At 43.0% G+C, this 20,135-nt stretch carries 18 protein-coding genes; 12 read left to right on the top strand and 6 right to left on the bottom strand.

The features are described 5' to 3' along the window. Nucleotides 1-5: 5 nt before the first annotated feature. On the bottom strand, nucleotides 6-1,196 hold the full coding sequence (locus tag EXA13_RS14870) for a 3-phenylpropionate MFS transporter (protein ID WP_238133852.1): 1,191 nt from the start codon (nucleotides 1,194-1,196) through the stop codon (nucleotides 6-8). Between the two features lie 215 nt (nucleotides 1,197-1,411). On the opposite strand from EXA13_RS14870, the gene EXA13_RS14865 reads away from it, so the two are divergent. The 12 genes from EXA13_RS14865 (at nucleotide 1,412) to EXA13_RS14810 (ending at nucleotide 13,701) form a co-directional block, all read left to right on the top strand. Then, a complete protein-coding gene (locus EXA13_RS14865) occupies nucleotides 1,412-3,235 on the top strand; it encodes a DUF294 nucleotidyltransferase-like domain-containing protein (RefSeq protein ID WP_238133851.1) in 1,824 nt (607 codons plus the stop codon). A 6-nt stretch (nucleotides 3,236-3,241) separates the two neighbouring features. Beyond that, a complete protein-coding gene (locus EXA13_RS14860) occupies nucleotides 3,242-3,880 on the top strand; it encodes a 3'-5' exonuclease (RefSeq protein ID WP_238133850.1) in 639 nt (212 codons plus the stop codon). A gap of 198 nt (nucleotides 3,881-4,078) precedes the next feature. Further along, entirely contained in the window at nucleotides 4,079-6,025 is a 1,947-nt protein-coding gene (gene acs / locus EXA13_RS14855) for an acetate--CoA ligase (protein ID WP_238133849.1), read from the top strand. Nucleotides 6,026-6,281: 256 nt separating this feature from the next. Next, on the top strand, nucleotides 6,282-6,731 hold the full coding sequence (gene aroQ, locus EXA13_RS14850) for a type II 3-dehydroquinate dehydratase (protein WP_078926892.1): 450 nt from the start codon (nucleotides 6,282-6,284) through the stop codon (nucleotides 6,729-6,731). A 62-nt stretch (nucleotides 6,732-6,793) separates the two neighbouring features. Further along, nucleotides 6,794-7,246 (top strand): acetyl-CoA carboxylase biotin carboxyl carrier protein, encoded by a 453-nt coding sequence (gene accB, locus EXA13_RS14845; protein ID WP_238133848.1) that lies wholly within the window; start codon nucleotides 6,794-6,796, stop codon nucleotides 7,244-7,246. 15 nt (nucleotides 7,247-7,261) lie between these two features. Continuing rightward, on the top strand, nucleotides 7,262-8,605 hold the full coding sequence (gene accC / locus EXA13_RS14840; RefSeq protein WP_238133847.1) for an acetyl-CoA carboxylase biotin carboxylase subunit: 1,344 nt from the start codon (nucleotides 7,262-7,264) through the stop codon (nucleotides 8,603-8,605). A gap of 164 nt (nucleotides 8,606-8,769) precedes the next feature. Next, nucleotides 8,770-9,657 carry a 50S ribosomal protein L11 methyltransferase gene (prmA, locus tag EXA13_RS14835; protein ID WP_238133846.1) on the top strand — a complete coding sequence of 296 codons (888 nt, stop codon included), beginning with the start codon at nucleotides 8,770-8,772 and terminating at the stop codon, nucleotides 9,655-9,657. A gap of 139 nt (nucleotides 9,658-9,796) precedes the next feature. Next, nucleotides 9,797-10,765, top strand: coding sequence for a tRNA dihydrouridine synthase DusB (dusB, locus tag EXA13_RS14830; RefSeq protein WP_238133845.1), 969 nt, complete (start codon nucleotides 9,797-9,799; stop codon nucleotides 10,763-10,765). Between the two features lie 23 nt (nucleotides 10,766-10,788). Then, the gene (gene fis / locus EXA13_RS14825) at nucleotides 10,789-11,085 is read left to right on the top strand and encodes a DNA-binding transcriptional regulator Fis (protein WP_000462885.1); all 297 of its coding nucleotides are present in this window, start codon (nucleotides 10,789-10,791) and stop codon (nucleotides 11,083-11,085) included. Nucleotides 11,086-11,323: 238 nt separating this feature from the next. Further along, a complete protein-coding gene (locus tag EXA13_RS14820; RefSeq protein ID WP_238133844.1) occupies nucleotides 11,324-12,190 on the top strand; it encodes a TIGR04255 family protein in 867 nt (288 codons plus the stop codon). Further along, nucleotides 12,190-12,795, top strand: coding sequence for a hypothetical protein (locus EXA13_RS14815; protein WP_238133843.1), 606 nt, complete (start codon nucleotides 12,190-12,192; stop codon nucleotides 12,793-12,795). Before EXA13_RS14820 ends, EXA13_RS14815 begins: the two co-directional genes overlap by 1 nt. Before the next feature lie 9 nt (nucleotides 12,796-12,804). Then, on the top strand, nucleotides 12,805-13,701 hold the full coding sequence (locus EXA13_RS14810) for a hypothetical protein (protein WP_238133842.1): 897 nt from the start codon (nucleotides 12,805-12,807) through the stop codon (nucleotides 13,699-13,701). Between the two features lie 134 nt (nucleotides 13,702-13,835). Here the strand turns inward: EXA13_RS14810 and mobF are convergent, their stop codons facing one another. From mobF to EXA13_RS14785, 5 genes are all read right to left on the bottom strand, one after another. Next, nucleotides 13,836-16,391 carry a MobF family relaxase gene (gene mobF, locus EXA13_RS14805; protein WP_238133841.1) on the bottom strand — a complete coding sequence of 852 codons (2,556 nt, stop codon included), beginning with the start codon at nucleotides 16,389-16,391 and terminating at the stop codon, nucleotides 13,836-13,838. Then, entirely contained in the window at nucleotides 16,388-18,013 is a 1,626-nt protein-coding gene (locus tag EXA13_RS14800) for a type IV secretion system DNA-binding domain-containing protein (RefSeq protein WP_238133840.1), read from the bottom strand. The genes mobF and EXA13_RS14800 overlap by 4 nt, the downstream gene beginning before the upstream one ends. Before the next feature lie 485 nt (nucleotides 18,014-18,498). Continuing rightward, nucleotides 18,499-18,822, bottom strand: a complete 324-nt coding sequence (locus EXA13_RS14795) for a hypothetical protein (RefSeq protein WP_193286730.1) — start codon at nucleotides 18,820-18,822, stop codon at nucleotides 18,499-18,501. Next, nucleotides 18,815-19,030 carry a helix-turn-helix transcriptional regulator gene (locus EXA13_RS14790; protein ID WP_193286729.1) on the bottom strand — a complete coding sequence of 72 codons (216 nt, stop codon included), beginning with the start codon at nucleotides 19,028-19,030 and terminating at the stop codon, nucleotides 18,815-18,817. The genes EXA13_RS14795 and EXA13_RS14790 overlap by 8 nt, the downstream gene beginning before the upstream one ends. Before the next feature lie 198 nt (nucleotides 19,031-19,228). Beyond that, nucleotides 19,229-20,134 carry a hypothetical protein gene (locus EXA13_RS14785; RefSeq protein ID WP_238133839.1) on the bottom strand — a complete coding sequence of 302 codons (906 nt, stop codon included), beginning with the start codon at nucleotides 20,132-20,134 and terminating at the stop codon, nucleotides 19,229-19,231. Between the last annotated feature and the right edge of the window lies 1 nt (nucleotide 20,135).

Here is a 20,135-nt window from a genome sequence, read left to right as displayed (position 1 = left end):
CAGGATCAATTCTGTGCTTCAGGCTCGGCTTTCTGGTTGGAAATCGGTTGAGTTTGCGCTTGTGGTAACTCGACTTTAATAAATAGAGCCAAGACGCCCATCAAGGCCATCGCCCAAAATACAGCAGCGCCCCAGTGTTCATATCCCCAACCGCTGAGAGTGGTCATAGCCGCAATCACAGCACCAAGAGGAATCGCATTGTATAACGCCTGCAACGCCACCATCTTATTTTGTGGCGCATGTTGAATATATTGAATCGCTGCAATATGTGCCATAGCAAACGTCACGCCATGCAACAATTGAATGGCGACTAAAGCGACGATCATCGTTGTCGAGGCCGTCAACCCCCAACGAATCATTACCCCGAGGGAAGCAACAATAAATAAGGCTCGTAAACTCCACCCCGCAAACATACGTTTACTTAATGCAAACACTAACACTTCAGCAACAACGCCTAGGCTCCACAAATAGCCGATGACTGCCTCAGAATGTCCCGCATCTTTCCAGTGGATCGCACTAAAACTGTAATAAGCCGCGTGACTACCTTGGATCAAAGCCACCAGCACCAAAAACTTAATTACTGGCCCTTCGCGTAAAAGCTGAGACAGTTTGGGCCTAACGGCATGATCTTCACAATCAGTGACAGGAAGAGGAGTGGGATTACGCAAACTGATGAGCAGTGCCACCAATATTCCAAATAGGGCGGTATATAAAATCATGCTGGTGCCATAAAGTGCAACCAGATACCCCACCACCGTTGAACCAGCAATAAAGGCCACCGACCCCCATAAACGAGTCCGACCATAATCCAGTAGATTGTGTTTAGCATAGTAGTTAGCCATCGCATCGGACAATGGCACAACCGGACCGCAGCAGAGGTTAAACAAGACTGTGGCTAACGCCATCAACCAAAAACTGCCTCCAGTAAAAAAGTGGAAAGCGATAAACAGTAATGCAGCCAGGCTTAACCAACGTAAAGCCGGTAGCAAATGCTCCACTTTGTGCACTCGAGGGGTAATCACTAAATTAGCAACACAACGCGTGGCAAAACCAATACCGACTAGTACACCAATATCCGTCGCCGAAACACCTTGATCAGCAAACCATAACGCCCAAAACGGTAGATACACCCCGTAAGCAAAAAAGAAACCGACAAAATATTGGGATATCCACCCAAACGGAGAGGGGTTAAACATACAACATCCTAGAAAATCAATAACCACTGAATGCTCAGCGACACTTACAAAGGCCGCTATTATGCAATGACTCCCTTTAACTAAAAAGGGATCTTTCACTTAAAGCTATATTTCCCTGATCTTATCTCTTACCAAGCAGGATTAGACCAAAGTCGTCTGGTGAGTGAAGAGAAATTTGCCACACTTAGCGAAGTGTCCTCGTTGAGGTGAACCCCATGCCAGAAAAATTCAATATGCATTCGCCTCCGTTTGATCGACTCACGGAACCTCAGCAACAGCAACTTCGCACCTCATTGGATGTCGCTTATTACCGCGAGCGAGACATTTTGATTCAAAGCGGCCAAGCTTGTGATCAACTTTGGATTTTAATTAAAGGCACAGTGGAAGAACGTTCTGCTAACGGTAAAGAAATTTATGCACATTATGCCAATGATGACATGTTCGATGTCCGTGCTCTTTTTGAAACACAGGCAAAACATCATTACGTCGCCCTAGAAGACACCTTGAGTTACCTACTTCCCAAAAAGGTATTTTTAAGCTTGTATCAAGAAAATGGCCAATTTGCCGCCTACTTCGATAATAATCTCGCTAGACGACAAGCCTTGATTGAAGCTGCACAGCAACAAAAAAATATTGCCGAATTTATTCTCACCAAGATAGAACCCTCTCTCTACTTAGCACCAACGTGGTTAAAACCCGAGCACTCTTTGCAGGCGGCCACCCAATTAATGAAAGATCAGGGCGTTGATGCTGCATTCGTTGCGCTGGCTGAAGATGACATTCGACTAACTCAACAAACGGCTCATCCTTATGCCATTGTTACCAGAACCAATTTACTCCACGCTGTCATGCTCGGGAACTATCCACTTGATACACCCATTGCACAGATAGCAACCTTTCCCGTGTTACACATTGATCAAGGTGATTTTCTCTTTAATGCTATGGTGATGATGACGCGCCATAAAGTCAAACGGCTGATGGTTTGTGACGGTCACCGTGCGGTGGGACTGTTATCTATGCTACAGATCTTAAGTACCTTTTCTACTCACTCTCATGTCTTAACTCTTGCCATTGCCCGAGCCAGCACCATTGACGAACTATCCCTTGCCGCCAATAAACAACGACAGTTAGTGGACAACCTACTTAGTCGAGGGGTTCGCACTCGTTTTGTGATGGAATTGATTGCAGCGGTTAACGAACAAATTATTGAAAAAGCCTTTGAGCTGGTGGTTCCTCCCGCGCTACACGATCACTGCTGCTTTGTCGTTCTTGGCTCTGAAGGACGAGGAGAACAAGTACTCAAAACCGATCAAGATAATGCCTTAATCATTAAAGATGGTTTGGAATGGCATCAATGTACGCTCATTATGGAGAACTTAACCCATACATTATTGCAACTTGGTTATCCGCTTTGCCCCGGAAAAGTGATGGTAAATAACCCCGAGTGGGTAAAATCGCAATCAGCGTGGAAACAAAGTTTAACGCATTGGGCGAAAAACGCTCACCCCGAACAAATCATGAAGCTCGCGATTATGGCCGATGCACATGCTATTGCTGGAAATAAACAGCTATTACTTCCAATAAAACAACACCTTAGTCAACTCATGGCCCATCAAGAACTCATTTTAGCGGTGTTTACTCGCCCTGCGCTTAACTTCTCAGTGCCACTGACATTATTTGGTCATGTCAAAAGCAGCAAATCAGGGCTAGATATTAAGCAAGGGGGGATTTTTCCGCTCGTCCATGGTATTCGAGCTCTGAGTTTAGAGTATGGCATTACCCCGAACAACACATTCCAGCGCATTGAAGCCTTGGTTAAACAACGAGTATTAGAAAAAGAGACGGGAGATAATCTCAGTGAAGCGCTTAAACTCTTTTTCAAGATCCGCCTCGCTCAGCAGCTCAATAACCAACACAGTCATAGTCATCTTGACTTAAAACAGCTAGAACGAGCCGAACGAGATCTGCTCCGACACAGCTTACACGTGGTTAAAAAATTCAAGCAATGGTTAGGCTACCATTATCAAATTAGGGATTAAGCAACGATGAATTGGCTAATGCGCTATTACTGGTTTCACAAGCTGAAGGGATCGCCATATCAGCCCCTCTTTTCGGCTTGCCAACAGCCAGAGCTCATCTCTCTGGATTGTGAAACCACTAGCTTAGACCCGAAACGCGCAGAGCTCGTCACCATTGCTGCCACCAAAATTATCGGGAACCGAATTTTAACCAGCCAACCTTTTGAAGTTCGTCTGCAAGCTCCCCAATCTTTAGATTCTCAATCGGTCCGTATTCATCGCTTACGCCATCAAGATCTGGCTTATGGCATCACAGAACGAGAAGCGCTGATCAAACTGATTGAATTTATTGGTAATCGCCCGTTGGTGGGTTATCACATCCGCTATGATAAAACCATTCTTGATCTGGCATGCCGTAAACAACTCGGTTTCCCATTACCCAACCGATTAATCGAAGTCAGTCAGCTTTATCACGATAAATTAGAACAACAACTCCCCAATGCCTATTTTGATCTTAGCTTAGCTGCCATCTGCCATCATCTCGATCTCCCTTTACATAACAAACACGATGCCCTGCAAGATGCCATTGCCGCCGCACTGGTGTTTGTTCGTTTAACCAAAGGGGATCTCCCCTGTTTAAGTTCCCCTTATCAACCCTCCAGTTAATGCGACACAAAACAAAACTTCTTTCGCTTCATCCTAAAGTCTAATTGTAGAAATTGTGCCCCTGGCTAACAGTTATAAGCATATACCCAAACAACTCGAAGTTACCGCTTCCAGTAAAAATGGGAGAACGAATTTCCGCGGTTATGTTTAAAACACTTGCTGAAAAGGAAATTTGCCGTATTCACAAGGAGAATAACAATGAGTGATGCCCATATTTATCCGGTCAAAGACAACATCAAAGCCCACACCCATGCGGATAATGAAACTTATCTAACTATGTACCAGCAATCGATCAACAACCCAGAAAGTTTTTGGAGTGAGCATGGCAAAATTGTTGACTGGATTAAGCCCTTCAGCCAAGTCAAGCACACCTCATTTGATACTGGCCATGTGGATATCCGCTGGTTTGAAGATGGAACACTGAACATTTCCGCCAATTGTCTGGATCGTCATTTAGCAGAAAAGGGCGATCAAATTGCTATTATTTGGGAAGGGGATGATCCCGCGGATGATAAAAGTCTGACCTATCGTGAATTGCACCAGCAAGTCTGCCGTTTTTCGAATGCCTTAAAAGCACAAGGCGTCCGTAAAGGTGATGTAGTCTGCCTCTATATGCCAATGGTACCAGAGGCGGCGGTCGCCATGTTGGCATGTACTCGTATTGGCGCAGTCCATACGGTGGTATTTGGTGGGTTCTCACCAGAAGCCTTATCAGGACGTCTCATTGATTCTGATGCGAAATTAGTGATCACCGCCGATGAAGGTATCCGAGCTGGTCGCCCCGTTCCTCTCAAAAAGAACGTCGATGAAGCCTTAACCAATCCTGAGGTCAAAAGCATCAACAAAGTCATCGTGTTCCAACGAACAGGTGGTCATGTCGAATGGCATGACCATCGAGATGTATGGTGGCACGATGCGATTGCCCATGTCTCCGACCACTGCCCTGCAGAAGAAATGAACGCCGAAGATCCTCTCTTCATTCTTTATACCTCAGGTTCCACAGGCAAACCTAAGGGGGTATTGCATACCACGGGCGGTTATTTAGTCTATGCGACCATGACCTTTAAATATGTCTTTGATTATCAACCTCAAGAGGTTTTCTGGTGTACAGCAGATGTTGGTTGGATAACCGGACATACCTACCTAATTTATGGCCCACTTTCCAATGGCGCAAAAACCGTTTTGTTTGAAGGCGTGCCGAACTACCCAGATACCAACCGCATGAGCCAAGTGGTCGATAAACACCACGTTAATATCCTTTATACCGCACCAACGGCGATTCGTGCCTTGATGGCGAAAGGTGATGAGGCCATCAAAGGAACTCATCGCAACAGCTTACGGATTATGGGATCCGTCGGCGAGCCGATAAACCCGGAAGCGTGGGAGTGGTATTACAAAACCATTGGAGAGGAAAAATCCCCGATTGTGGATACATGGTGGCAAACAGAAACCGGCGGCATATTAATCAGCCCGTTACCCGGCGCAACAGACTTAAAACCCGGTTCAGCAACTCGTCCTTTCTTTGGTGTTCAGCCAGCCTTGGTTGATAACATGGGAAATATTATTGAAGGAGCCGCCGAAGGTAACTTGGTGATTCTCGACTCTTGGCCGGGCCAGATGCGTAGCGTCTATGGGGATCACGACCGTTTCGAGCAAACTTACTTTTCAACGTTTAAAGGCATGTATTTTACTGGCGATGGTGCTCGTCGAGATGAAGATGGCTATTACTGGATAACTGGGCGCGTAGATGATGTGCTCAACGTCTCTGGGCATCGAATGGGCACGGCTGAAATTGAATCTGCATTGGTAGCATTCGACAAAATTGCCGAAGCCGCCATTGTTGGCGTGCCACATGACATTAAAGGGCAAGCGATTTATGCGTATATCACCCTCAATGATGGCGTCTACCCAAGCGCTGAATTACATAAAGAAGTCAAAGATTGGGTACGAAAAGAGATAGGCCCCATTGCCACGCCAGATGTTCTGCACTGGACAGACGCACTCCCGAAAACCCGTTCAGGCAAAATCATGCGCCGTATTTTACGTAAAATCGCCACAGGTGATACCAGTAACCTAGGTGACACATCAACTCTTGCTGATCCGAGCGTCGTGGATAAGTTGATTGCTGAAAAAGCGCAGTTGTAAAAGAAGCGCAAGCTAGGTTCTAGGTTCTAAGACCTAGAACCTCCTCTCTCAAATCTAAATTCTGCCGAATTACTTCCCTTCAAAAAACATCCACCCTAGTCATTAGACCAGTAAATTGCTGCCATTTGCGATGAATTAGCTATAATCATGGTCAATTTGATAAAAACAGTGAACTTTTGACAAAAAAATTGTGTCGAAAACGTCATAATATGGGATTATTAGATTACGTCTCACAATAGAGGAAGATAGCCACACAATGACCGCAAAATTACGCATTCTTGTTCTTAATGGTCCAAACTTAAACCTCTTAGGTTTACGAGAGCCAGAACACTACGGTTCGCAAAACTTAACGCAAATCGTCGAAAAGTTAAAAGAACAAGCCGCACAAGCGAATGTGGAATTAGAGCATCTTCAGTCTAATCGTGAATATGAATTGATCGAAGCTATCCACCAAGCGTATCAGCATGTGGACTTCATTATCATAAATCCCGCAGCGTTCACTCATACCAGTGTCGCTTTGCGTGATGCTTTGCTTGGCGTGGCAATCCCTTTTATTGAAGTGCATCTATCCAATGTACATGCACGAGAAGCTTTTCGTCATCACTCCTATCTGTCTGATAAGGCTCAAGGAGTGATATGTGGTTTAGGCGCACAAGGTTATGAATTTGCTTTGGCAGCAGCGATCCATACGTTGCAAACAAAGTAATCCCCAACACTCTACAACCCGAATAGGGTTGTCTTACTCACAAGATAAAAGAGAAAGAAACAATGGATATTCGTAAAATCAAGAAACTGATCGAATTGGTTGAAGAATCTGGCATTTCTGAGCTAGAAATTTCAGAAGGTGAAGAATCGGTACGCATCAGTCGCCATAATCCAGCCCCCGCTCAGGTTCATTATGCTGCAGCACCGGCACCGGCTCCAGCCACCGCGCCAGCACCAGTAGCGGCAGAAGTACCCGCCGCACCAGCGGCAAAAGTACAAACGGGTCATATGGTTCTTTCTCCAATGGTCGGTACTTTCTACCGTTCACCAAGTCCAGACTCAAAATCATTCATTGAAGTGGGTCAAACCGTTTCAGCAGGCGACACGTTGTGTATTGTTGAAGCCATGAAAATGATGAACCAAATTGAAGCAGACAAATCTGGTGTCGTAACAGAAATTCTTGTGGAAGATGGTCAGCCAGTAGAATTCGACCAACCTCTTGTGGTCATCGAATAATCGAGGCGTGTTGTTATGCTAGATAAATTAGTCATCGCGAACCGAGGCGAAATTGCGCTTCGTATTCTTCGCGCATGTAAAGAATTAGGCATCAAAACCGTTGCCGTTCACTCCACCGCAGATCGTGATCTAAAACACGTTTTGTTGGCAGATGAAACCGTATGTATCGGCCCTGCAAAAGGTATCGATAGCTACCTAAATATTCCTCGCATCATTTCCGCGGCTGAAGTGACCGGAGCCGTCGCTATCCACCCAGGTTATGGCTTTCTCTCTGAAAATGCCGATTTTGCAGAGCAAGTTGAGCGTAGTGGCTTCATTTTTGTTGGCCCGAAAGCCGATACCATCCGTTTGATGGGGGATAAAGTTTCAGCCATTACCGCCATGAAAAAAGCGGGGGTGCCTTGTGTACCCGGTTCAGACGGCCCGCTAGATAGCGATGATGCAAAAAATAAAGCCCATGCTAAACGCATTGGCTACCCAGTCATCATCAAAGCCTCTGGCGGCGGCGGCGGTCGTGGTATGCGCGTAGTTCGTAGTGAAGCCGAGCTGATCACAGCCATCAATATGACCCGTGCAGAAGCCAAAGGCGCTTTCAACAATGACATGGTTTACATGGAGAAATACCTAGAAAATCCTCGTCACGTTGAAGTGCAAGTTTTAGCAGATGGTCAAGGTAATGCGATCCACCTCGGTGAACGTGACTGTTCAATGCAACGTCGCCACCAGAAAGTGGTAGAAGAGGCTCCTGCCCCAGGAATTACTGAAGAAGTTCGTAAATACATCGGTGAACGCTGTACTCGAGCTTGTATTGAAATCGGCTACCGTGGCGCTGGTACTTTTGAATTCTTGTATGAGAACGGTGAGTTTTATTTCATCGAAATGAACACACGAATTCAGGTTGAGCACCCAGTAACCGAAATGGTAACGGGCGTAGATTTGATTAAAGAACAGTTACGAATTGCTGCTGGTCAGCCGCTGTCATTTACTCAAGATGATATCAAAATCCGTGGCCATGCGATGGAATGTCGTATCAACGCAGAAGATCCTGAACGTTTCCTTCCTAGCCCAGGTAAAATTACTCGCCTCCACACACCGGGAGGCATGGGTGTCCGTTGGGAATCACATATCTATTCAGGTTATACCGTACCGCCATTCTACGATTCAATGATCGGCAAACTTATCACTTATGGTGAGAACCGTAATGTTGCCATTGCTCGTATGCGTAACGCGTTAGACGAAATGATTATTGAAGGAATTAAAACCAATATTCCTTTGCAAGACATCATCATGAAAGATGAAAACTTCCAAAATGGTGGCACCAACATCCACTATCTTGAGAAGAAACTTGGCATGCAATAATCCCTTTGCCTTATCACAATGCCCACTTCGGTGGGCATTGTGCATTTTTACCGAAAATAATAATTAACCTTATCTAAAGCGAAGAGAATATCCTCTGCTGCTAAATAGCGCGCAAATCTGCTAAACTCTGCGCCAAATTAAAGTGAATGAAGAGATCAAGCGTCATGCCTTGGATTCAAATTAAACTTAACGCCACCAACCAAAATGCAGAACCTATTAGCGATATGTTAATGGAGAAGACAGGTGCGTTATCTGTCACCTTTCTGGATGCAAAAGATACTCCTGTCTTTGAGCCTCTTCCGGGTGAAACCCGCTTATGGGGCGATACGGATGTTTTGGCCCTTTATGATGCGGAAATCGACACGCACCTCGTCATTCAGCAGATTCAAGCAAGCCAACTTCTGGCTGACGACTTTGCTTATAAAATTGAGCAAATTGAAGACAAAGACTGGGAACGGGAATGGATGGATAACTTCCACCCAATGAAATTTGGTGAACGGCTATGGATCTGTCCAAGCTGGCGCGAGATTCCTGAACCGAATGCCGTCAATGTTCTTCTCGACCCTGGTTTGGCTTTTGGAACCGGAACACACCCAACGACAGCATTGTGCCTACAATGGCTAGATTCACTCGATCTATCTGGTAAAACAGTCATCGATTTCGGTTGTGGCTCCGGTATTCTGGCCATTGCCGCCATTAAGCTGGGCGCAGCAAAAGTGATCGGTATCGATATTGATCCACAAGCCCTGCTCGCCTCTAAAGATAACGCCGCTCGTAATGGCGTCGCCGACAAAATTGAGGTTTATCTTCCACAAAATCAGCCAGATAATTTAGTGGCGGATGTCGTGGTGGCCAATATTTTAGCCGGCCCACTGCGTGAACTTTCTCCCGTCATTAAAAGTTTGATTAAACCCGGTGGCCAGCTCGCAATGTCTGGCGTACTCAATACACAAGCAGAAGATGTCGCTAATTACTACCGCGATGAATTGGGTATTGATCCCATTGTTGAACAAGAAGAATGGTGCCGCATTACGGGGCGCAAGCAAGGCTAACGATAAGTTTATGTGTTAATTGATTGAAAAATAGACTATTTGCAAAAACAATTTGCGAATGCTCAAATATTAGTCTTTTCACACAGTAAAAAAATGCGTAAAATGCGCGCCCTTGCTGGTACGAAGCTGTGAAGACGTTTTGAAAATCGGAAATCATCAACTTAACAACAATCTCATCGTTGCCCCTATGGCAGGAGTCACCGATAGACCGTTTCGAGAGTTGTGTCTCCGTTATGGTGCAGGAATGGCGGTCAGTGAAATGATGTCATCCAATCCGGCACTATGGAAAACAGACAAATCGAAAAACCGCATGGTACATGAAGGCGAATCGGGCATTCGTTCTGTACAAATTGCAGGTAGCGATCCACAGCTGATGGCCGAAGCTGCGCAGTTTAGTGTTGAAAATGGTGCACAAATCATCGACATCAACATGGGCTGCCCAGCCAAAAAAGTGAATAAAAAGCTAGCCGGCTCTGCACTGTTACGCTATCCGGATATCATTGAAGATATCCTCAAAGCCGTCGTCAATGCAGTGAATGTTCCTGTAACACTCAAAACCCGAACTGGCTGGGATACAGACCATAAAAACTGTGTCTATATCGCTAAGTTAGCCGAAGACTGCGGCATACAAGCTCTTGCTCTGCATGGGCGCACTCGTGCTTGTATGTACAAAGGAGAGGCGGAATACGACAGCATTAAAGCCGTTAAACAGGCCATCAGTATTCCTGTCATCGCTAATGGAGATATTGATTCTCCACAAAAAGCCAAACAGGTACTGGAATATACCGGTGCCGACGCTTTAATGATTGGACGCCCTGCCCAAGGTCGCCCATGGATTTTTCAGGAAATCCAACACTATTTGGAAAGCGGTACCACCATGCCTGAACTTCCGGTTATGGAAGTAAAGGACATTTTGCTTGGTCATGTAGACGCTCTCCATCAGTTTTATGGCGAGTATTTAGGGCCTAGAATCGTGCGTAAGCATGTAGGCTGGTACCTAAAAGAGCATGAACAAGCGAGTGAGTTTCGCCGTACCTTCAACGCGATAGAAGCAGCATCGCTGCAACTGGAAGCCCTTGAAGGTTATTTTGATAACGTTGCATCATAATTAAGAGAAGAGCTAGACCGAATATGTTCGAACAAAATCTGACTTCAGAAGCTTTAACCGTCACTACTGTAACTTCACAAGATCAAATCACGCAAAAACCCCTGCGCGATTCCGTTAAAGCATCTCTTAAAAACTACCTTGCCCAGTTAAATGGTCAGGAAGTCACTGAACTCTACGAATTAGTTCTAGCTGAAGTTGAGCAGCCACTGCTCGACACCATCATGCAGTACACTCGCGGAAACCAAACTCGCGCAGCGACTATGATGGGGATTAACCGCGGTACGCTTCGTAAAAAACTGAAAAAATACGGCATGAACTAATCAATATCATCCAACACATTGAAAAGCCATGTTATTTTCATAACATGGCTTTTTTTAAACCTAAAAACCCCCACATATACCCCCACACCTTAATTTCTACCTTCTTATAAGTATTACATTTCCACTCTAGTGTAAAAAAAAGTGTAAAGTTTGAACTATTATTACTTTTTAAGTGTCAAAAAAAGTGTAAAATCACAGCTCGAGATATATCCTCTCATTCATAACAATGGCAGATAGTATGAAAAAAACTCTAGAAAAGGCACCTTTGGTACATGCTTTGATTCACCTAAGATTTGCTGAAGTTCCAAGTCTAAAGGCTATCGCACCTGAACTTATTAATGCTCTCCACGTTAGGATGATCGATGAAGGCTTTCCTGAGAAAATTGAAAGTAAAGCTGAAATTTTGGAATGGAACTTTGACCCAGCTTCTCAACAAATGAGACAGAGAAAGCTTTCAAATACTCGTCTATTATTCCGTGCGGCAGGAGAACAAGAGATTGTTGAAATCTCGGAATCTTCTCTTATTCTCAAGTCAACAACGTACCGAACATTCAGTGAGTTCTATGACAAATTCCATAGATTACTGCTCGTATGTGAAGAAACTATCCCTAACCTCGAAAAAACACTCCTTAAAAGCGTAGGGTTAAGATACGTTGATGTAATTGCGCCTACTGGTCAATCTACACTGAGTGACTTCGTCCAAGGAGGCTTACAGCCACCTTCTGTTGGTGATATTGGTACTCATCTACAAGGCCATTCACTTAAAGCTGTTAAGGTAGCAGAAAACCAAGTTCTTGTGATTAACTTTGAAGAACTGGCTACCATCAACAAAACAGTACAAAAAGTGTTGCCTGACAACCTAATAGAACCAGATGATAAGTGTGGACTGGTAATCAATGGTCAACAAGATTGGTTTAATGTAGAATCTGCAACGTATGGAATATTGGATATTGACCATACATATCAATTTGCTCAAAGCCCTATATTTAGTTCAGAGCAAATTGAAAATGCAACTAGTAAGCTTTATCAAAGGGCCAGTGATATCTTTTGGAGCGTCATAACCAATGAAGCTAAACGTGCATGGGGATATAAGGAGACTGAGTAATGTGGAAAACAACAGCATCTAACAATGTAAAAACTACTGCCTCTGTAATAGCACTGAGCATGGCATTCAATACACATGCTAATATAGATGACATTGAAACGGCTGTATTACCCCAACGTGATGTCTTATATAGCTCTAACATGCTAGGTCATCACTGGTCATCTGTAGGTGTGTCCGAGCAAACTGATTGTGCAAAAAATACTGACATCCTCAGTATTGCGGATATCGTAAATTCAGTGAAGGTGACCTTAGGCTTGCCTAACAAAGATATTGCTAGCATTTTTAAAGTTTCGAGACAAACTCTGCACTCATATAAAAGCTCTAATGATCAACACGCTGTAAACTCTTCAACGAAAGAACGAGCATTACTGCTATCTAGCATCATGGCAGAGATCAGCCCTAAATTTAATCGTAGTCCTGGCGCAATGGCTAAAAACTACGTGATGGATGGTAAATCACTATTAGACTTATTATCAGAAACAGAACTAGATATTCCACGTATTGTGAAAATCTCTAATGGCCTCTCTGATAAGTTATCGCCTAATACAGCGAAAGAAACTCCTGTAAACGAAATCTCACTTCATCAGTTAACATCTGTTGCATAGGTGGTTTAAGTGACAGAAGAGCTTTCCAACGGTCAGAAACTGTTACATGGCAAGAAGCTTACCCAAGCTTCTTGTTTTTTTGTAAAAATCGTCCCCGAAGAGATAAGACTTCAATGGTCTGAATCTTTCTCAAAACCAGCACTGCGTGCAGATAAGAAAAAGTTTAAAGACTCATCAGTTTTTCTTGTTCTCTCTCAGAATTGTGATATTGCTTGTAGAAACGATGGCATAGAAAGCACTATAGAAATTGCCGTTTGCAAAAAGATTAGAGAAAAAGACGTTTTCTCTGGGAACTCCTTTGTAAAAAGTGTTCGCAAGCTTCATTTTAAAGCGGGAGAGTTTTGGTACGAGGCAAATGTAGACTATATCTTACATGTAGATAAAGCCGAGTTACTCAATTTGCTGGACAGGACAGAGAACTTTGAACCTATAACTCTAGCCAACGAATACGCAATTTCAGTTCCTGTATGGCGTTCTAACCGTTATATGCGAAGTGCGCTACCTGATAACTTCAACGCGCAACTAGACCCTATAATAGGTTCTCATTTATCAGATATCGAATCCGCAGCAACCCCCCAAGACGTAAAGCAAACTAAATTTTCTAGTTACATAAGAGCTTTTTACGTTTGGGTTAACTCTACAGAAGAACTGGATAGCTATTCTTTCGAATTTTTTGCTCTCCTCAGGGACGAAGTAAATGATGAGCAAGCTTCAAGAATTCAAACTGCTATAGAAAATATGGCGGAAGCTTTTGAAGAAGAAGCTGGCTATAAAGATGTGAGTGAAATCTATGCGGGAAGAGAGAATACTACTTACGTGTCATATTTGACTCGATTAGTTAGGCTAAATCTCGATCATCAGTCTTTATCCCAAGGCGATGAAGATACGGGGCCAGCTCCAGTATAGTGTCTATCTGCTAAGCTAAGGTAGCTTGAACATAGACATATAAATTCTATTGTATCCATTTTTTCTACACTAGCCCCCTTGAAACTATCGAAAGTCGATAATTTCAAGGGCAAAGCCCTTGGTCTACATAAAATCTATAGAGATAGATCTATCTCTGACACCATTTGAGGTAGCTCGAGTAGTACCTCTTGATGCTCTGAAAAATACTCAATAGCTAAACACTTGTAGTTGTCATGGCTCATAGCTTGTGCTGTAAGCCCTAAAATCTGATTATTTGTCAGGCATTTACCATCATTAAAGCTTTCTTCAATGTTGCTTTTATTGATAAAGCAACGACAATTGTCTTTATGTCTTGAGCCTGCTACATATGCGTATGAGCGATCCATACCTGAGCTATATAAAACAAATGAATCGCCATCGACAGTAATACCTTGACTTGAATATATTGTGATTGCATATGCATGAGCCAGATATAGCTGACCTAACTCATCACAATAATCATTGCTGCTAAAGCATAAAGGCTTGCCTTCATCACTAACTAACTTGAACTCTACACTGCCATCAGCTAACTGAGTCAAATTGGTTATAGTAGCTAAAGTTCCGTTACTGAAATCACGACGATAGTCATTTTGGGTTAACCTGACTCGATCACCAGTTGAAAACTCAAACCTTAGGCTCTTGTCCGAAACGCTGCATGTAAACTTAAGATTTTCATTTCCCACGATACCTTCTGACTGATAAATACTCCTAATCTGCTCCGAGATGGATTGAACATCTTTCCAAGTCTGTGCAAGCACGATAGAATTTTTTTCAGGATGGTCTTTTCTATATCGGTTCCATGAATCAACCAATAGAGCACGCGTGTCTGGACTATCATTGCCAATTTGCACATAACCTTTCTTCTGGCTTAACGATAATGAGTTTTTAGCTTGTCCGTTTCTCAAGTACATCACCGCGTTACGAGACCATTGCTCTCTTTGCCTACGTATTGTTTCAATCCTAGATGTTCCAGCCACATCAGGCTTTGACAAATAACGCAATGCACCACCATGCGAAATCGCATCTAATTGCTTGTCCTCACCAACCAACACAACTTTCGAACCATACTCGACAATATTTTCCAACAAAGCCGACAAATCAATAGTTCCAAGTTGTCCAGCTTCATCTATCAAAACCAAGGTCTTATCATCAATATTTAGCCTGTCCTGCTCAATATCAATAAGGAGTCTTGCCAAAGTATAAGTGTTTATCCCTGCTTCTCTACTTAAATTGTCTGCTGCCAGTTTGGCTACTGAGGCACCAATCACCTTATAACCTTCACTCTCATGAGCTATACGAACAGCCTCCAGAGAAGCCGTTTTTCCGCTCCCTGCGGCTCCTTGTAATATAGAAATCTTTGATGATGAACAAGCCTCCCATACCGCCTCTCGTTGCTCATCTGACAAGGAAATACCTGCTACTGTGAGTTTATTGAACGCAATTTCCACACTATTTGGGTTAATAGGTAAGCTCTGCTTTTCCTTTAACTGCTGAGCGTGGTCGATAAGACGACGTTCTGCTTCAACAATATGTCGAGAAGTGAATAGCTCATTGTGCTTGCTATCCCTCTTAATAAAGATGACATCTTTATCAAGTATCAACCTCTTTACTGTATTCTCAATCCTCTTAGATGATTCCCCAGAAATCTGAGCGACCTCAGCAGCAGCTTTATAAATATCCTGCTTGCGGAAAACCGCTTTTTTCTCACTAACCTTTTCTAAGATTTCTATTTCATCAAATAACACATCAGGAAACTCTATACTCTGCTCCCTAGACAAGATACTTTCTAGTGCATTAAGCCCAAACCCCCTCTCATCCATTTGCCTATTCCATTCATGAAAAAGAGTAGCTCGGTTAACTTCTTGCTTCTTTGCTCTAGTATCAAGCACAGCAATATCTCCAAAAGAAGTTTTTCCAGAAGTAATGCCGACAGAATCCAACTTTGCCCTGATATCCTTAGAACGCTTAGAGAAATACTCACATAAACTTGCAGGCACGCCACTGATTTGAAAGGTATCTTGATACCTTTCAATTGAAGCACCTAGCTCACGTAACTGAAATGCCAGTTCGGCTTTATATACAGCCCCTGCGCTAGCTTGCCAAAGAAACAGGTCTCGACTCTCTAATGTTCCCCACGTGCCATCATACCGAGGTGCGATGTTAGCAATAAGGCAGTGAGTGTGTAGCTGGGGATCCAAAGCTCTAGATGTACTGTGTTCATAAGTTGCGGCAACTAGCCCAATGACTTCCTCCCGACTAGTTCCATTGTGCAACCTACGTGTAATAGCTGCGTGTCTCTCTAAATGGTCAATAGCAGAGCAGATAGCCTTAAACTGTGCTGCCTGAATCTTTTGTTTTAATGATGTATCAGCTCTTGCCCATAGTACTGATACTGATTTAGGAGGACTAAAGCAAAGGTCAAATCCAGCACGATGTTCAAGGCCAGGCTTTTGGCACAAGGCTTCCCCACTGGGAGAGAAGCCACTCATGATTCTTTTATAATCTTCCTTTTCCACATAGCCTGATAGATCCAGCAAGATAGCCCCTTTGCCATACCACACACCAGCAGGCTCTCCTCCTTTAGTGTAGTAATCTTCCTCGGCAAGCTCCTCATAATAATCTAGATTCTTAATGGGACACATCGACATCATGTTTTTGATCTCCTCAGCCTATTCTTTCCTATTTTTTTATTTCTAGTAGGTTTTTTACCTTCAAGACTTTTTTGCTTAACAACAGCATCAGCCACAACAGGAATATCAACAAACGGCCACTGCATCTCATATACTGCACCCCAGCCTTGGATAGACATAAACCCAGATACGCCGCTTGAAGAATATTCTAAGCTAACCAAGTCTTCTGGCCTCACCAAAGGTTCATAACTAACTTGAGTGCTAACTGAGCGGCGACCAGTATCATCACGACTTAATAATTGGCGCTCTACTTGATGTTCTCCAAATGCTGCGCTGGCGTATTTTGCTGATTCACCAGAAGCCCCCATTCTTAAAGCGATAACATTCCCAAATAAGTTTAGAAGTGTCTCCGTTACATCAGCCCCATAAATTGACCGAATCTGCGATATAGATTGAACACCAGCAATTGTTCTAGCACCCTTTGAGCGGCCCAGTCGCAACCACTTTTCCAACGAATCATTCTTTGTAAGGCTAGAAAGCTCATCAAGACAAAACCAAATACGCCTTTCATCACTATCATCAAGTACTAAAACGCGACTAACCATAAGTGAAAACATTGCATTACAAATTTTGCTAGACAACTCTGGCGAGCTTTCATCATGTGCAATTATTAATGTGCCAGGTGTGGTCGATTTATTCTCAACCCAATCATTTATAGAAAAGCTGTTGGTAGCTCTCGGTCTCCATACAGCACGAAGCTGCCGAAGCCAGTGCAACTCTTTCATCAATGTGACCAAAAAGCCTTGGGTTGTTTTAGAGTTCTGACCAATAAACACAGCAGCTTGAGGGTAGTGTGTTCTTAGCATAGGTAATAGTTCGTTCTCGGGTTTACTGAGTAAACCCGCTAGCGAATACCATGAACACTTGCCTCTAACATTCAACAGGATCATCATGTAGCCAGTCAGAAGCAATCTTGCTCCAGTGCTCCATAACGGGTCATCAGTTTCTTCAATCAAGCATTGCGCAATGAGTAATGCGTCTTGCTCTGTTTGAACATCTTTACTTAAGTCCCACATAGCGCTACGGCAGTCAAATGGACTTATAAGTACAGAGTCCTTATCAAAAAAAAGCGGTGTATATTCGTTTTTCCTATCGTATATAAAGACTTGGTCACCTCTTTGACGACTAAAATGGATCCTAGGTTTGAAAATTGCACTCTTACCACTTCCCTGCTGCCCAAAAAGAAGGAGATTTGCTAGCTCTTGCCTCATGAGAATCTGTATGTCAGGGTGGAGGTAAATTCCCCTCCCCATAGAATCGCTTGTAACCTTGCTTTTGAACTTCTTCTTTGCGTGCTGTTTAGCAAGCCTTCCTTTCAACCTGACAGGCCCAGACAGGTGAACTACAGTCTCCCTGCCTCCTGCTACGTAAAGGAGTTTATACGCAATGAAAGCACCTAATATGATGGATGTAGTAATCGCTATATAACACAAAGGCTTTCCCTCGGTTAAAGCTACTAAAGCAAAACTAATATCCCCTCCATACAGGAGCCAAAGCTTTAGATATGTCAGCCCTGACGAGCTGACCAAAAATACCATCCCCATCTGAGGCCATAACTGGTAACGTTGAGTAGAGTTAATCATTTTGTAGCCTCCAGATATTTTTTAACTTGAGATAGAGCGTCCTGACGCTCTACTTGAGAAAGTCCAGCAACCACAGATACGATCTCAAATGTTCTGCGAGTCATTCTGCTTTCCAATCGATCAATTCGACTTTCTATACTCTTGTTCTCCAAATACAAACTCCAAGCCAAGCGAAGCACTTGTGCTGGATTTGAGCCTCTTGCTTCCGCCTCTGCTCGCAGTGCGGCATAATCAACCCACAGTCAATCGTGTCGTAACAGCATGTTGAGCAATATTGTTTTTCTTTTTTGCCATTTCTTTACCTGTTTTTTATAATTTCAATGTAATCTTCTGCATAAACAATAACTTAACCATCACTACCCCGCTCAATGATTTCAAAGCCGAAATGTCAACTTTTAACTTTACAATCATGACCTTACATAACATTTCTGCTTGTAAGGTTTGCAGAGTAGATGCGTGGTTGTATGTATTAATAGCTATGGACTCTATCTTTGCTCGATAGCTTTGTTCACAATCTCATTTACCCAATGGTCTCTTCCGTATTTCCAACGCAAAAACAAGAACTTTATTTGTGAACAATCACACCCATTTTGTTCAGCTATCCGTATCGCAGCCGCTTTTTGCAGTACATCAAAAAGCTCCCTTGTAACAAGCTTTGGAGATCCCACAGCTTCTAACGCCGTGTCATAAATTACTAATTCATAACCAGCAAGGGGGCTATCAACAAAATCACGCTGCCATAAAGAGACACACAGTTGATTAGTTGTCACATGGACTTTCGAGAAAGGAAAAATTATGAAGTTACTCATGCTCTGATACCTCTTCATTTTTAGGTTCAGTAGAGTTCTTTAACCAAAGTTCAATATCTCTCCTCCACCAACCTATGACGCGTCCGTTCACTTTCACACTTTTAGGAAAGTGACCTTGTTCAGACCATCGCTTTAAAGTCAAAAGGCTACGGTTAAAAGATTGAGTAACTGTTTTTGTAGAAACTATTTGTAGATCAGGATTAAGCATATTCACCTCATTTATTTAATGGTGCTCATACGCTCAACATTTCAGATTAGAATCCCCAGAATTGGGATGACTAACGGGATACCAATGTTAAGCATACTTCACCGAATTTCATTCGTGTTCATATGCTTAACTGTACAGATGTGTATGTCCCGCATCTGGTAGGGACACAAGGATCAGAGAGATTTAGATGAAGAGGCATTAAGATGATGAAAAAACACGATTGCCTTCTATTTTGATTTTTCCTTCTTTTACTAGATACTTAATGACATAATGTTCAAAAGTAGGCTTTGTTCGTTCAGTGATACACCAGTGAAATTTTTTCATATATTCATTGTCTAGTTTGAGAACTAATCGGCTAACCTCACTCAAAGTTACCTCATCTTTTTTAGAGCGAAGGTATTCCAACACCTCTCTTTCACATAATGAATATAATGCAGTTAGATAGCGCACTATGGTTAATACTCTGAACTTCGTTACCAAGTTTTGAATCGTGCGACCTGCAATTCCCAGTCTTTCACCCATAGCTTTGGCAACAAAAGTAATGCTTTCGGTTGCATCGATATCTAGAAAATCACAAATATCAATTCCTGAAACGTATGATCGTGAATCTTCATTTGTAGCTCTGTCGTTTACTTCTACAGTATGATAAAAGACATTGATTTCCCGACATTTTATCTGTTCAAAAATCCAGTAGATATAATAACTAGGTAATTTTCCATCCGTATTGGACGCTCCAAGCTTCGAACCAAACAACCCACCAAGCTTCTTAGATCTGTAGTCTCCATCCTTTTCTAAAGGCAAGTTAAACAATAACTCAGCCCCTTCTTCAAAGAGGCTAGAAAGAAACTCTCTACCATGAGAGGAAAGTGAGTCACTTCTTATACCTTCCGCAAGAGCGAGCATATAACGGGCATCTGAAGTCCCCTCTGTATATCTTCGAACCATAGCCTCAAAGTTCTTATGCTCAAGCTTTACCTGCCCCATATGGTTATTAAGATCTGAAACATTTTTCGCTAGACGACTTATTTCTTTCGGCGGCAAGTCATATAGTTCTTTAGCACTAAATGGGATCATTTTAGCGATATCAATATCAAATAAGTTCATT

The organism is Vibrio cincinnatiensis (genome assembly GCF_022113815.1).
GTDB lineage: Bacteria > Pseudomonadota > Gammaproteobacteria > Enterobacterales > Vibrionaceae > Vibrio > Vibrio cincinnatiensis_A.
The sequence above is the reverse complement of the archived record's forward strand: the minus strand, read 5'-3'. Positions and strand labels throughout refer to the sequence as shown.